This window comes from Thauera linaloolentis 47Lol = DSM 12138 (assembly GCF_000310205.1).
Classification (GTDB): Bacteria; Pseudomonadota; Gammaproteobacteria; order Burkholderiales; family Rhodocyclaceae; genus Thauera; species Thauera linaloolentis.
In genome coordinates this window covers 1-14,768 of sequence record NZ_AMXE01000085.1, presented here as the reverse complement: position 1 = coordinate 14,768, position 14,768 = coordinate 1, and the positions used below count along the sequence as shown (strand labels likewise).

Sequence of the window (14,768 nt, the reverse complement as noted above, 5' to 3'; positions counted from 1 at the left end):
GGCCGGCGCGCTGCCGCCGGCCCTGCGCGCCCAGGGCGCCGACCCGCGCGTGCTGCTGCCGGGCTTCGGCCCCATCCTCGCCAAGCTCGAGGACGCGACGGAAATCGGCCGCCTGGACCCGCCCCCGGCCATGGCCGGCGCCCGCCCCCGCCTGCTGCAGGGCCGCCTGCGGGCCTGCGGGGTCGATGCCTACGTGCTGGACGCGCCGCCCTACTACCTGCGCGAGGGCGGCCCCTATGCCGACGCCGCGCAGCGCCCCTACGCGGACAACGCACAGCGCTTCGGCCTGCTGGGCTGGGCCGCCGCCGAACTCGCGCAAGGCCTCGACCCGTCCTGGCAACCGCAGGTCGTCCATGCGCACGACTGGCATGCCGCACTGGCGCCGGCCTACCTGCGCGCCGCGGCCGAGACAGATGGCCGGACGTTGCCCGGCAGCATCTACACCGTGCATAACCTTGCCTACCAGGGCCTGTTCGAAGCCCGGCACTTCGACGGGCTCGGCCTGCCGGCGCATTTCTTCGGCATGCACGGCCTGGAGTTCCACGGCCGGCTCAACTTCATGAAGGCCGGCCTCTACTACGCCGACCGCATCACCACGGTCAGCCCCGGCTACGCCCTCGAGATCCAGTCGCCCGAACAGGGCTGTGGCCTGGACGGCGTGCTGCGCGAGCGTGCAAACCAGCTCTCGGGCATCCTCAACGGCGTCGACGAAGCCGTCTGGAACCCGGCCTCCGACGCAATGCTCGGCGCCACCTACCAGCCGGGCCGGCTCGCCGGCAAGGCACGCTGCAAGCTCGCGCTGCAGCAGGAACTCGGACTGGACGCCGAACTCGGCACGCCGCTGCTGTGCGTCGTCAGCCGCCTCACCGAGCAGAAGGGCCTGCACCTGGTGCTGCAGGCGCTGCCGTCCCTGCTCGAACTCGGCACCCGCTTCGCCTTGCTCGGCAGCGGCGACGCCGCACTGGAAGACGCCTTCCGCACGGCCGCCGCCGCGCGGCCGGACGCGGTCGCGGTGCGCATCGGCTACGACGAATCCTTCGCCCACCGCCTCATAGCCGGCAGCGACATCATCCTGGTCCCGTCCCGTTTCGAACCCTGTGGCCTGACCCAGCTCTACGGGCTGAAGTACGGCACGCTGCCGCTGGTACGCCGCGTGGGCGGCCTCGCCGACACGGTCAACGACACCCGCCTGGAAACGATCGACCTCGATGCGACCGGCTTCGTCTTCGACGAATTCTCCGCCGCCGGCCTGCTCGGCGCCGCAAGGCGCGCATGTACGCTGTACCGCCGCCCCGCCGACTGGAAGCTGGTGCAGCAGCGCGCGATGCGCCAGCCTGTCGACTGGCAGGCCCCCGCGGCCCGCTACCTGGAACTCTATCGCCAGGTCGCCGCCTGAGCCCGCCCCCGGCACCGCCGCCCCGAACACGACCGCATCCAGACCGAGCCTCATGGACCTCTCCCAGTTCTCCCACCAGTACGACCACCTGTCGCGCGACGTCGCCGCCTTCAAGCGCGCCATCTCCAACAAGCTGATGTACCAGGTCGGCAAGAATCCCGAGTCGGCTCGGCCGGAGGACTGGCTGCATGCCGTGTCCTATGCCGTGCGCGACCACCTCGTCGAGCGCTGGATGAAAACCATCCGCGCAAGCTACGCGCAGGACGTCAAGCGCGTGTATTACCTGTCGGCCGAATTCCTCATCGGCCGCACCTTCAGCAACGCCCTGCTCGCGCTCGACCTGATGCCGACCGTGCGCCAGGCGCTGGCCGAGCTCGATGTCGACGCCGATGCCGTCATCGACCTCGAGCCCGACGCCGCGCTGGGCAACGGCGGCCTCGGCCGGCTCGCCGCCTGCTTCCTCGACTCGATGGCCACGCTCGGCGTGCCCGGCTTCGGCTACGGCATCCGCTACGACTACGGCATGTTCCGCCAGCAGATCATCGACGGCCAGCAGATCGAGGTGCCCGACTACTGGCTCGCCCACGGCAACCCCTGGGAATTCCACCGCCCGGAGATCTGCTGCCGCGTGCGCTACGGCGGCCACCTGGAACAGCACGGCGACACCGTGATCTGGGTCGGCACCGACGATGTGCTCGCCAACGCCTACGACCAGATCATCCCCGGCTACGGCACCGAGGTCACGAATACGCTGAGGCTGTGGTCGGCGAAGGCCACCGAGGAGATCGACCTGTCCGCCTTCAACCGCGGCAACTATTTCGGCGCGGTGGAAAGCAAGAACCACTCGGAGAACGTCTCGCGCGTGCTCTACCCGGACGACTCCACGCTGTCGGGGCGCGAGCTTCGGCTGCGCCAGGAGTATTTCTTCGTCTCCGCCAGCCTGCAGGACATCGTGCGCCGCTACCTTGTCAACCACCGCGACTTCGACGCCCTGCCCGACAAGGTCAGCATCCACCTCAACGACACCCATCCGGTGCTCGCGGTGCCGGAGCTGATGCGCCTGCTGGTCGACGAGCACGCGCTGCCGTGGGCGCGCGCCTGGGCACTGTGCCGCCGGGTGTTCTCCTACACCAACCACACGCTGATGCACGAGGCGCTGGAAACCTGGCCGGTCGACATGCTGGGCCGCGTGCTGCCGCGCCACCTGCGCATCATCTTCGACATCAACGCCGACTTCCTCGCCGAACTGACCGCGCACAACGGCCACGACGTGGACATGATGCGCCGCGTGTCGCTGGTGGACGAAAACGGCGAGCGGCGCGTGCGCATGGCCTACCTCGCCGTCGTCGCCTCGCACTCCGTCAATGGCGTGTCGGCACTGCACTCGGCGCTGATGCAGCAATCCATCTTCGCCGACTTCGCCCACCTGTGGCCGGAACGCTTCAACAACAAGACCAATGGCGTCACGCCGCGCCGCTGGCTGGCCCAGGCCAACCCCAGCCTCGCCGCGCTGCTCGACCGCCGCCTGGGCGGCGGCTGGCGGCGCGACCTGGAACAGCTTGCCGCGCTGCGCGAATACCGCGACGACCCCGAGTTCCTGCACGCCTTCCGCGACGCCAAGCTGGCCAACAAGCAGCGCCTCGCCGACTACGTCAGGGGACACCTGGGCATCGCCATCGATCCCGGCGCGCTGTTCGACGTGCAGGTCAAGCGCATGCACGAATACAAGCGCCAGCTGCTCAACCTGCTGCAGGTCGTCGCGCGCTACCAGGCCATCCTCGCCGACCCCGGCGCCGACTGGGTGCCGCGCGTCGTCGTCTTCGCCGGCAAGGCCGCCTCGGCCTACGCCACCGCCAAACTCATCATCCGCCTCATCAACGACGTCGCCGCCGTCATCAACCGCGACGAACGCATCGGCGGCCGCCTGAAGCTGGTCTTCATCCCCAACTACAGCGTCAGCCTGGCCGAGCTCATCATCCCGGCGGCCGACCTGTCCGAACAGATCTCCACCGCCGGCACCGAAGCCTCGGGCACCGGCAACATGAAGCTCGCGCTCAACGGCGCGCTCACCATCGGCACCCTCGACGGCGCCAACGTCGAGATCCGCGAACAAGTCGGCGACGACAACATCTTCATCTTCGGCCACAGCACCGAGGAAGTCGCCGAAATCCGCGCCCAGGGCTATCAGCCGCGCAGCCACTACGCCGCCGACCCGCAGCTCGCGGCGGCGCTGGACGCCATCCGGGACGGCCTCTTCAGCCCCGCCGAGCCGGCCCGCTACCAGCAGATCTTCGACACCCTGGTCAACTGGGGCGACCACTACCTGCTGCTGGCCGACTTCGCCAGCTACCTGCGCGCGCAGGAAAGGGTCGATGCGCTCTATCGCCAGCCGGAGGAATGGACCCGGCGCGCGGTGCTCAACGTCGCCGGCATGGGCGTGTTCTCGTCGGACCGGACCATCGCCGAGTACGCGCGCACCATCTGGCAAGTCGCGCCGCTCGAACCCTGAGGCGGCGCGCGCGCCGCTTCGCACCCCGCGCAACGAGACACGCAGCGTTCCCTCGCCGCCGGCCGGCGCGCGGGGAACGCGCCGCATTCCGCTCCTGGCCGCAAGCGACACGGCACGATCGATTCGGATCCATCGCGCCATTAACAAACCAACAATTTTGTTTTTTTGTTAATATGGGCACGCCTTCCCGCGACGCCGGCTGCTTTCCGCCCCCGCGCGGGACGACTCGGAGACCGGGCCGCTGCGCGCGCACTGCCGCGCGGCCCGTTCGCCGGACAGTCAAGCCAAACGACACTGACCAGGAACAGCAATGAACCAACGCGAAATCTTCGTAGTCGGCGCCGCCAGGACGGCGATCGGCACCTATGGCGGCAGCCTGAAGGACACCCCGCTGAGCGAACTGGCGACGACCGCGGTCAAGGCAGCCCTCGCCCGCTCCGGCGTCGAGGCCGCGGCCGTGGGCCACGTGGTGATGGGCAACGTCGTGCCCACCGAGCCGCGCGACGCCTATCTCAGCCGTGTCGCCGCGATCGATGCCGGCATCCCGGAGCAGACCCCGGCCTTCAACGTCAACCGCCTGTGCGGCTCCGGCCTGCAGGCCATCATCTCGGCGGCGCAGTCCATCCTGCTCGGCGATACCGACGTCGCCATCGGCGGCGGCGCCGAAGCGATGAGCCGCGGCCCCTACATCGTGCCGGCGCTGCGCTGGGGCGCGCGCATGGGCGACAGCGGCGTGGTCGACTACATGAACGGCATCCTGCACGACCCGTGGCAGAAGGTGCACATGGGCATCACCGCCGAGAACGTCGCCCTCCGCTACGGCATCGACCGCGAGACCCAGGACGCCCTGGCGCTGGAAAGCCAGCGCCGCGCCGCGCGCGCCATCGCCGAGGGCCGCTTCAAGGAGCAGATCGTCCCGGTGGAAATCCGCAGCCGCAAGGGCACAGCGCTGTTCGACACCGACGAGCACGTGCGCGCCGATCTCACGCCCGAAGCGCTGGCGAAGATGAAGCCGGTGTTCCAGAAGGACTCCGGCACGGTCACCCCGGGCAACGCCTCCGGCCTCAACGACGGCGCCGGCGCCGTGGTGCTGGCCGAAGGGCGGCGCGCCTCGGCGCTGGGCCTGCGGCCGCTGGCGCGCCTGGTCGGCTACGCCCATGCCGGCGTCGAGCCGCTGTACATGGGCATCGGCCCGGTGCCCGCCACCCGCCTGGTGCTGGAGCGCACCGGGCTGAAGGCGGCGGACCTCGACGTGATCGAGTCCAACGAAGCCTTCGCCGCGCAGGCCTGCGCCGTGACGCGCGAACTGGGCCTCGACCCGGAAAAGGTCAACCCCAACGGTTCGGGCATCTCGCTCGGCCATCCGGTGGGCGCCACCGGCGCCATCATCACCACCAAGGCCATCCATGAACTGCACCGCAGCGGCGGCCGCTATGCGCTGGTGACGATGTGCATCGGCGGCGGCCAGGGCATCGCCGCAATCTTCGAACGGGTCTGAACCCATCTCCGCCCCAGCCCCAACCCCGACAGAAGAGCGACACCCTCTCCAGGAGACGACATGAGCATCAATACCATCGGCGTCGTCGGCGCCGGCACCATGGGCAACGGCATCGCGCAGGTCTGCGCCGCCAGCGGCCTGAACGTGGTCATGGTGGATATTTCGGACGAGGCCGTGCAGCGCGGCCTGCACACCATCGGCGCCAGCCTCGACCGCCTGATCAAGAAGGACAAGCTCGGCGCCGCCGACAAGGACGCCCTGCTCGCCCGCATCACCGCCACCACCGACTACGGCGCGCTCTCCGCCACCGATCTGGTGATCGAGGCCGCGACCGAGAACGAAGCGCTCAAGCTGCGCATCCTCGCCCAGATCGACGCCATCGTGCCGGCCGAGACGCTGATCGCCACCAACACGTCCTCGCTGTCGGTGACCCGCCTGGCCGCGGCCACCGGACGCCCCGACCGCTTCATCGGCACCCACTTCTTCAACCCGGTGCCGATGATGGCGCTGCTCGAAGTGATTCGCGGCCTGCAGACCTCGGACGCCACGCTGGCCGCCATCCAGTCCTTCGCCGCGGCGATCGGCAAGACCACGATCGTGGCCAGGAACAGCCCGGGCTTCGCCGTCAACCGCATCCTGTGTCCGATGATCAACGAAGCCGTGTTCGCGCTGCAGGAAGGCCTGGCCTCCGCGGCGGAGATCGACGAAGGCATGAAGCTCGGCTGCAACCACCCCATCGGCCCGCTCGCGCTCGCCGACCTCATCGGCCTGGACACCATGCTGTCGGTGATGGAGATGTTCTACGCCGGCTTCAACGACCCGAAGTACCGCCCCGCGCCGCTGCTGAAGGAAATGGTCGATGCCGGCTTCCTCGGCCGCAAGAGCGGCCGCGGCTTCTACGACTACCGCTGACCCCCGCAGGAGCCGCCCCATGGACTTCGAGATTCCCGCCGAGCTGGCCGCGCTGCGCCAGCGCGTCCGCGCCTTCATCGCCGACGAGATCATCCCGATGGAGCAGGACCCGCGCCAGACCGCACACGGCCCCACCGAGGAACTGCGCCTCGAACTGGTCGCCAAGGCGCGCCGCGCCGGGCTGCTGTCGGCGCACGTGTCGCCCGAATACGGCGGCCTCGGCCTGGATCACCGCAGCAAGGCGGTGTTCTTCGAGGAGGCCGGCTATTCCCTGCTCGGCCCGGTCGCGCTCAACATCTTCGCCCCCGACGAAGGCAACATGCACCTGCTGGAGGCGGTCGCCACCGACGCGCAGAAGGAACGCTGGCTGCGCCCGCTGGCCGCCGGCGCGACGCGCTCGTGCTTCTGCATGACCGAGCCCGACCCCGGCGCCGGCTCCGACCCGTCGATGCTCGCCACCACCGCGGTGCGCGACGGCGACGACTACCTCATCAGCGGGCGCAAGTGGTTCATCACTGGCGCCAAAGGCGCGGCCTTCGCCATCATCATGGCCAAGCTCGAAGACGGCCGCGCCACCATGTTCCTGGCCGACATGGACCAGCCCGGCATCACCATCGAGCGCGCCATGGACACGCTCGACCGCTGCTTCCCGGGCGGCCACTGCGTGGTGCGCTTCGACGGGCTGCGCGTGCCGGCGCGCGACATCCTCGGCGAGTTGGGCGAAGGTTTCAAGTACGCCCAGGTGCGGCTGTCGCCGGCGCGCCTCACCCACTGCATGCGCTGGCTGGGCGCCGCGCACCGCGCGCACGACATCGCCACCGCCTACGCCCGCCGCCGCCACGCCTTCGGCAAGCCACTGGGCCACCACGAGGGCGTCGGCTTCATGCTCGCCGACAACGAGATGGACCTGCACATGGCGCGCCTGTCGATCTGGCACACCGCCTGGGTGCTCGACCAGGGCGGCCTCGGCCTGCACGACTCCAGCATGACCAAGGTCATCGCCTCCGAAGCCGAATGGCGGGTGGCCGACCGCTGCGTGCAGATCATGGGCGGCCAGGGCGTGACCGGGGAAACCCTGGTGGCGCGCATCTTCGCCGACATGCGCGGCTTCCGCATCTACGACGGCCCGTCCGAAGTGCATCGCTGGAGCATCGCCAAACGCATCCTGAAGGGCCTGCACCGCGAGGAGCACCGTCAATGAACGACATCATGAAACAGGCGCTGGCGGCCTTCATCGCCCGCGCGGCCGGCGCCGACGGCTGCGAGATCGGCGACGCCCGGCTGCTGTCCGGCGGCGCCATCCAGGAAAACTGGCTCGTCGCCGCGACCATCGCCGGCGGCGCGCACGCCGGCACGCACGAACTGGTGGTGCGCACCGACTCGCCCTCGGGCGTGGCCATCAGCCACAACCGCGCACAGGAATTCGCCCTGCTCAAGGCCGCCCACGCCGCCGGCGTCACGGTGCCGGAGCCGCTGTGGCTGTGCGAGGACCGCGAACCGATCGGGCGCCAGTTCTTCGTCATGCGCCGCGTCGGCGGCACCGCCGCCGGCCACCGCCTGGTCAAGGACGCCGCGCTCGGCGGCGACCGCGTGCACCTGGCCGAGCGCCTGGGCGAGGAACTGGCCCGCATCCACAGCATCCGCCCGCCGCGTGCCGATCTCGCTTTCCTGCCCACCCACGGCGAAGCCCCGGCGCTGCATTCGGTGAAGCGCTTCCGCGCCTACCTGGACGGCCATCACACGCCCCACCCCGCGCTCGAATGGGGGCTGCGCTGGCTCGAACGCCACGCCCCACCGCGGGGCGACTACGTGCTGTGCCACCGCGACTTCCGCACCGGCAACTACATGGTGGACGAGCACGGCCTGACCGGCGTGCTCGACTGGGAGTTCGCCGGCTGGAGCGACCCGCTGGAAGACATCGGCTGGTTCTGCGCCCGCTGCTGGCGCTTCGGCGCGAACGAGCGCGAGGCCGGCGGCGTCGGCGCGCGCGAAGACTTCTACCGCGGCTATGAGCGCGTGTCGGGCAAGCCGCTCAAGCGCGCCGAGGTGTTCTACTGGGAAGTGATGGCGCACATGCACTGGGCGATCATCGCCATCCAGCAGGCCGAGCGCCACGTCTCCGGCGAGGAACGCTCGCTGCTGCTGGCGCTGACCGGCCACATCGTGCCCGAGCTCGAATACGAAATCCTCTCGATGACAGGAGGCCTGTGATGCGCGACCGCCCCACCGGAGCAGAACTGCTCGACACCGCCCGCCAGGTGCTGCGCGACGAGCTGATACCGGCGCTGCCGGCCGACAAGCGCATGAGCGCGCTGATGATCGCCAACGCGCTCGCCATCGCCGCGCGCCAGTTGCAGAACGGCGACGACCTCGAACGCGCCGAGCTGGCCGCGCTCGAGCATCTGCTGTCCGAACCCTTCGCCCCGGCGAGCGGCGACACCGCCGCCGTGCGCGGCGGGCTGCTGTCGGCCAACCGCAAGCTGTCGGAATGGATACGCGGCGGCCGCGCCGACGACGGCCCGCTGCGCGAGGACGTGCGCGCGCACCTGGCCTCGGCCATCCGCCACAAGGTCGCCGAAAGCAATCCCAAGTATCTCGGCCCGCAGGGCTGAGGGAGACCACATGCCCGCCATCCCCGCCCTGCCCGGCACCCGCTGCCGGCGGCGCCTCTACCTGATGCGCCACGGCGCGGTCGTCTACTTCGACGACGCCGGCCTGCCGCTCGATCCGCGCACCGTGCCGCTCACCGCCGAAGGCCGCGCCCAGGCGCAGGCCGCCGCCGAGCTGCTCGCCGATGTCGATTTCGACCTGGCCTTCTGCTCCGGCCTGACCCGCACCCGCGAAACCGCCCGCATCGTGCTCGGCGCGCGCGCCCTGCCGCTGCACGAGGAACCGCGCCTGAAGGAAGTGCGGGGCGGGCGCTTCGACGCCGTGCCGCCGCATGCGCGCGAACGCGTCATCGGCCACGCCTACGAAACCGCCACCGACGCCGACGGCCGCTTCATCGGCGGCGAAGCCTGGGCCGACTTCCGCGAACGCATCCTGGCCGGCTGGTCCGGCCTGCTCGCCCGCAACGACTGGCGCAACCTGCTGCTGGTCGCGCACGACGGCGTCAACCGCATGCTGATGTCGCACTTCGTCGGCGCCGGCCTCGCCGGCCTGAAAGGCTTCGAACAGGACCCGGCCTGCCTCAACCTGATCGAGATGGACGTGCGCGACGGCGTGGCCGAACGCGTCTACCTGCGCGCGGTGAACATCGCCGCATACGACCCTATACGCGACGGCAAGCACGAGACGGTGATGGAAGGCATCCACCGCGCCTACCGCGCGCAATGAAAGGCCGGGCCGCCATCCCCCGTCCACGACCCAGGAGACACCCATGACCACCCCCCCAGCCAGCGAGGCCCCGCTGCTCAACCGCCGTGACGGCGCCGTCGCCCACCTCCGCTTCAACCGTCCCCAGGTGCTCAACGCCATCGACGCCGGCATGGCCGGCGCTTTCCTCTCGGCCTGCAAGTCCATCGCCGGCGACGCCTCGGTGCGCGCGGTGGTCATCAGCGGCGAAGGCCGCGCCTTCATGGCCGGCGGCGACATCGCCAGCTTCGGCGAAGGTCCGCAGGCCATCGCCGACACCCTGATCGCGCCGATGCACGAAGCGCTGCAGATCCTCGCCGGCCTGCGCGCGCCCGTCATCGCCAGCGTGCAAGGCGCGGTCGCCGGGGCCGGCATGAGCCTGGCGCTGGCCTGCGATCTCGCCATCGCCGCCGACGACGCGCGCTTCAACCTGGCCTACGTCAAGCTGGGCACGAGCTGCGACCTCGGTGCGTCGTGGAATCTGCCGCGTATCGTCGGCCTGCGCCGGGCGCTGGAAATCGCCCTGCTCTCCGACGGCATCGACGCTGCCGAAGCCCTGCGCCTCGGCCTGGTGAACAAGGTCGTGCCCGCCGCCGCGCTGGAAGCGGAAACGCAGCGCCTCGCCGCGCGCCTGGCCGACGGCGCCCCGGCTGCTCAGGGCATGCTGAAGCGCCTGATGCGCGATGCCCTGGGACACGATTTCCCCGCGCAACTGCAGGCGGAACGGCAAGGCTTCGCCGCCTGTGCCGCCACCGCCGACTTCAGCGAAGGCGTCGCCGCCTTCCTCGAGAAACGCCCGGCCCGCTACACCGGCGGCTGAACACGGGCAGCCTTGCTTCCGGTCCGGCATCTCCCTCCTCTCCCAGCTCTCCCGGTGCTCCGGGAAAGTCTGCCGGACCGGGAGCACCTCGATCCCTTCGCGCACGGCGCGATCCTTCCACTTCCACCTCCGCCGCCGTTGCCCCGGATGGCGCCCGGCCTCAGCTGGCGGCCTTGTCCGCAGCGGCGCCGCGCAGGTTCAGATACAGGCCGGCGCAGATGCACGCCGCCCCCGCCCATACGCGCAGGGGCAAGGCCTCGTCGTTGAGCAGGCTGCCCAGCACCAGGGCCAGCACCGGCGTGACCACGGTGATCATCGCCAGCGACACCGCCGGCAGGTGCTTCATCAGGTAGTAGTACAGCGCGAAGCCGAGCACCGAGCCGAACACGCCCAGGTAGATGATGGCCAACAAGCTGCGCAGCGGCATCGCCTGCGGCACGCCGCTGCCGCCCCACAGCCAGACCAGCCCGAACAGCGGCAGCGACACCAGCATCACGCCGGCCGTCGTCGCCAGCGGCGGCACGCCCGCGCCATGGCGCTTCATGCCCACCAGGCCGCAGGCATTGAGCAGCACCGCCAGCAGCAGCACCGCCAGCCCGGCCGGCGCCTGCGGGCCGCCGAGGTCTTCGCCGCGGCCGAACACCACGCCCAGGCCGAGCAGCGCGACGCCCATACCGAACAGCTTCAGCGGGGTGAACGCGCGCTCGCGCAGCCATACCGCCGCCACCGCGCCGGTCACCAGCGGAGACAGGCCGAACACCAGCGCGATCAGCCCGGAATGGACGAACTGCGCGCCCCAATAAACGCAGAACAGGGTCGCGAACAGGCTCGCGCCGCCGATGGCATACGCCGTCCATGCGCCGCGCCCGAGCGGCATCCGCACGCCGCTGGCCAGCAGCAGCGCGAACGCGCACAGCGCGCCGACCACCATGCGGGCGAACAACGAGAACGCGTAGCCGCCGCCCGGCAGGCTCCAGGCGATCGCCAGCGGCGTGGTCGACCACAGCGCCACCACCGCCAGATAGGCGGCGGGCACCCGGCCGGACGCCGCGCCGGGCGGCATCAGAGGTCGAGCACCAGCAGGCCACGCGCGCGCGAGCAGCAGGGCAGGAACTGGTCGTTGACCGCCTTTTCCTCGTCGCTGAGGAAGTTGTCGCGGTGATCGGGCGCGCCATCGAGCACCCGCGTGAGGCAGGTGCCGCACACGCCCTGCTCGCACGACACCTCGATCTCCACCCCGGCGGCGCGCAGCGCCTGCACCACCGTCTTGCCCGGCAGCACCGTCACCACCTTGCCGCTGCTGGCGAGCTTGACGTCGAACTCGCCGTCGCCGGAGGTATCGATCTGCTGCCCGGCGAAGTACTCGAAGTGGACGCGCTCGCCCGCCCAGCCGCGCGCCTGCGCGCCCTGGGTGACGAAGTCGATGAAGCCGCCGGGGCCACAGACGTAGAGGTGGGCATCGGCGGCAGCGCCGTCCAGCACCGCGCCGAGCGCGAGCTTCTGCGCCGCGTCGCCGTCGTCGAAATGCAGGTGTACGCGCTCGGCGAAGCCGGAGGCGCGGATACGTTCGAGAAAGGCGGCGCGGTCGACCGAGCGGGCGCAGTAATGCAGCACGAAGTCCGCGCCGCTCTGCGCCAGCCGCTCGGCCATGCACAGGATGGGCGTGATGCCGATGCCGCCGGCGAACAGCAGGCTCTGCGCCGCCGGCACCAGCGGAAAGTGGTTGCGCGGCGCGCTGATGTTCACCACCTGGCCCTCGGCCAGTTCGTCATGCACGGCGGCCGAGCCGCCGCGCGAGGCGGGGTCGCGCAGCACGCCGATCAGGTAGCGGTGGGTTTCGCCGGGGTCGTTGCACAGCGAATACTGGCGCACCAGCCCCGGCCGCACTTCCAGGTCGATGTGCGAGCCGGCGCTGAAACCGGGCAGGCGCCCGCCGTCGGGCGCCGCCAGTTCGAGCGAGACGATGTCGGTCGCCTCGACCGCCTTGCGGACGATGCGGACCTTGAGTTGGGTGGATTCCATGATGGGTTCTCCAGGCTGGGGTCAGGCGGGCGTCGCGGCCGCGCCCAGGCGGGCGCGGATGTCCGCGCGCAGGCGGTCCTTGCGGATCTTGCCCGACGCGGTGCGCGGGAAGTCGTCGACCACCACCAGTTTTTCGGGGTATTTCTGCCGCGCCACGCCGGCCGCGGCGACGAAGGCCAGCACGCCGTCGAGATCGGGGACCGCGCCGGGCTCGGCGATCACGTAGGCGCACAGGGTCTCGCCCAAGCGCGCGTGCGGCATCGACACCACCGCTGCCTCGCGGATGTCCGGCATGCGGTGCAGGATGTCCTCGACCTCCTTGGCGCTGACCTTCTCGCCGCCGCGGTTGATCAGATCCTTCTTGCGGCCGGTGACGACGATCGCGCCCTGCGCGGTGAGCCGGCCCAGGTCGCCGGTGGCGAAAAAGCCGTCGGCGTCGAAGCTCTCGGCGGTGGCCGCCGGGTCGGCGTAGGCCAGCAGCATCGCCGGGCCGCGCACGCAGATCTCGCCCTCCTCGCCGGGCGGCAGCACGCGGCCGCCGTCGTCGACGATGCGCACCTCGTAGTCGGCCACGCGGCCGTCGGTGGTGGCGGCCAGATCCATCTCGCCCTCGCCGAAGAAGCCGAGCGTGGTCAACGGCACCTCGCTCGACCCGTACACGCGGAAGGCGCGGCAGTTCTCCAGCACCGAGTAGGCCCGGGTGATCAGCGCCGGCGGTACCTCCGCACCGCCGCAGGCGAACACCTGCAGCGACGGCAGGCGCTGGCCGGCGCGCTCGGCGGCGCCCAGCAGCTCATGCAGGAAAGGCGTGGCGCCGACGCTGGCGGTGACCTGCTCGCGCTCGATGATCTCCAGCGCCTCGTCGGCGTTCCAGCGCTCCATGAACACCGTGCGGGTGTCGCTGCAGAACGGAATCTCCATGCCGCTCTGGCCGGTGACGTGAGTCACCGGCGAGGCCATCAGCAGCACGTTGTCGAGGCCGGGCTGGTTCGAGCCGCGCGACCACTGCTCGAAGGCGCGCCTGAGGCGCAGCGGCCCGGTGTTGTGGCTGTGCAGCACGCCCTTGGGGCGGCCGGTCGTGCCCGAGGTGTACAGGATCATCTTCACCGCGTCGGGATCGACCGTGGGCGGGTCGTCCAGGCGCAGGTTTTCCGCCACCAGCGCCTCGTAGCCGGCGAAACCAGCGCCCTCCTCGCCGCCGCGCACCGTGACCGGCAACCGCAGTTGCGGCAGTTGCGGGGCGAGGCGGCGCATCATCGCCGCGTAGTCGAAGCCGCGGTACTCGGCCGGAAAGAACGCTGCCTTGACGCCGGCATCGCCGAGCATGAAAGCCACTTCGGCGTCGCGGTAGATCGGCACGATGGGCGCCACCACCAGGCCGAGCATCGTCGTGGCGAGATCGATCACCACCGCCTCGCGCCAGTTCGGCAACTGGAAGCTGACCACGTCGCCCGCCGCCAACCCGCGCGCGCGCAGCGCCGCCGCCAGCGCCTCGGCCTCGTTCAGCAGGGCGCTGACGGTGCAGCATTCACCGCCGAACACGTGCGTGACCCGCTGCGGGTCGCGCGCGGCCAGTTCGCGGGCGAAGTCGGCCAGGGTCTTGTTCGGCCAGTCGCCGCTCGCGCCGTAGCGGGCGCGCATCGCGTCGTCCAGCCGTACTTGCCATCCACTCGCATCCCTGCGCATGTCGGAGTCTCCTGTGTCGTTTTTGTCGTTCCGCCTCGCGGCGGCGCGCGCGCTGCTCAAACGGCCAGCGCGGCGTCGGTGAAGCGGGTGAAGTGGGCGTCGCGCTGGCCGAACAGCGTGGCATTCACCATCAGGCGGCGGAAGTAGTGGCTGACGTCCAGTTCGTCGGTGACGCCCAGGCCGCCGTGCATCTGCACCGCTTCGTTGCAGACCCGGCGCGCGGCCTGGATGACGTAGGCGCGCGCGCCGCTGACGATGCGCTCGCGCTCGGCCGCCGGCGTGCACAGCGCCTGCTGCGCCGCGGCGGTCAGTGCGCGCACTTCTTCCTGCAGCAGGAAGCAATCGACCATGCGGTGCTGCAAGGCCTGGTTGCTGCCGATCGCCCGCCCGAACTGCTTGCGCACCTTGAGGTATTCGCGGGTGGTCTCCACCAGGCAGCGGACGATGCCCAGGCTTTCGGCGCACAGCGCCACCGCCGCCTCGTCGCGCAGCTCGGCCAGCGCGTCGGCCGCCGGCCGGCCGGATTCGGGGCGCAGCACCTCGGCCGCGGCGCCGTCGAAGGCGATGCTCG

General features: G+C 70.7%; 13 protein-coding genes. 9 read left to right on the top strand and 4 right to left on the bottom strand.

Features of this window, described 5'->3' with window-relative positions; genetic code table 11:
* The 9 genes from glgA to C666_RS16050 form a co-directional block, all read left to right on the top strand.
* Window positions 1-1,396: glycogen synthase GlgA (glgA, locus tag C666_RS16090; RefSeq protein WP_004343363.1), on the top strand; the 1,396-nt coding region annotated here is incomplete at its 5' end.
* A gap of 52 nt (window positions 1,397-1,448) precedes the next feature.
* Window positions 1,449-3,905, top strand: a complete 2,457-nt coding sequence (locus C666_RS16085; RefSeq protein ID WP_004343361.1) for a glycogen/starch/alpha-glucan phosphorylase — start codon at window positions 1,449-1,451, stop codon at window positions 3,903-3,905.
* A gap of 310 nt (window positions 3,906-4,215) precedes the next feature.
* Entirely contained in the window at window positions 4,216-5,403 is a 1,188-nt protein-coding gene (locus tag C666_RS16080; RefSeq protein WP_004343359.1) for an acetyl-CoA C-acyltransferase family protein, read from the top strand.
* A 60-nt stretch (window positions 5,404-5,463) separates the two neighbouring features.
* Window positions 5,464-6,315, top strand: a complete 852-nt coding sequence (locus C666_RS16075; protein ID WP_004343356.1) for a 3-hydroxybutyryl-CoA dehydrogenase — start codon at window positions 5,464-5,466, stop codon at window positions 6,313-6,315.
* A gap of 19 nt (window positions 6,316-6,334) precedes the next feature.
* Window positions 6,335-7,516, top strand: coding sequence for an acyl-CoA dehydrogenase family protein (locus C666_RS16070; RefSeq protein WP_004343354.1), 1,182 nt, complete (start codon window positions 6,335-6,337; stop codon window positions 7,514-7,516).
* Complete coding sequence (locus C666_RS16065; RefSeq protein ID WP_004343352.1) at window positions 7,513-8,526, top strand: phosphotransferase family protein; 1,014 nt, start codon at window positions 7,513-7,515, stop codon at window positions 8,524-8,526. The genes C666_RS16070 and C666_RS16065 overlap by 4 nt, the downstream gene beginning before the upstream one ends.
* Complete coding sequence (locus C666_RS16060) at window positions 8,526-8,927, top strand: DUF6285 domain-containing protein (RefSeq protein WP_004343349.1); 402 nt, start codon at window positions 8,526-8,528, stop codon at window positions 8,925-8,927. Before C666_RS16065 ends, C666_RS16060 begins: the two co-directional genes overlap by 1 nt.
* A 10-nt stretch (window positions 8,928-8,937) precedes the next feature.
* A complete protein-coding gene (locus C666_RS16055) occupies window positions 8,938-9,651 on the top strand; it encodes a histidine phosphatase family protein (protein ID WP_004343348.1) in 714 nt (237 codons plus the stop codon).
* A 43-nt stretch (window positions 9,652-9,694) separates the two neighbouring features.
* Window positions 9,695-10,489 (top strand): enoyl-CoA hydratase/isomerase family protein, encoded by a 795-nt coding sequence (locus C666_RS16050; RefSeq protein WP_004343347.1) that lies wholly within the window; start codon window positions 9,695-9,697, stop codon window positions 10,487-10,489.
* Window positions 10,490-10,649: 160 nt separating this feature from the next.
* Here C666_RS16050 and C666_RS16045 read toward each other — a convergent pair whose 3' ends face one another.
* The 4 genes from C666_RS16045 to C666_RS16030 form a co-directional block, all read right to left on the bottom strand.
* Window positions 10,650-11,552: a DMT family transporter gene (locus C666_RS16045; protein WP_004343345.1), complete on the bottom strand. Its 903-nt coding sequence runs from the start codon at window positions 11,550-11,552 to the stop codon at window positions 10,650-10,652.
* Entirely contained in the window at window positions 11,552-12,511 is a 960-nt protein-coding gene (locus C666_RS16040) for a PDR/VanB family oxidoreductase (RefSeq protein WP_004343344.1), read from the bottom strand. The genes C666_RS16045 and C666_RS16040 overlap by 1 nt, the downstream gene beginning before the upstream one ends.
* A gap of 21 nt (window positions 12,512-12,532) precedes the next feature.
* Window positions 12,533-14,197 carry an AMP-binding protein gene (locus C666_RS16035; RefSeq protein WP_004343343.1) on the bottom strand — a complete coding sequence of 555 codons (1,665 nt, stop codon included), beginning with the start codon at window positions 14,195-14,197 and terminating at the stop codon, window positions 12,533-12,535.
* Between the two features lie 56 nt (window positions 14,198-14,253).
* Window positions 14,254-14,768: acyl-CoA dehydrogenase family protein (locus C666_RS16030; protein ID WP_004343342.1), on the bottom strand; the 515-nt coding region annotated here is incomplete at its 5' end.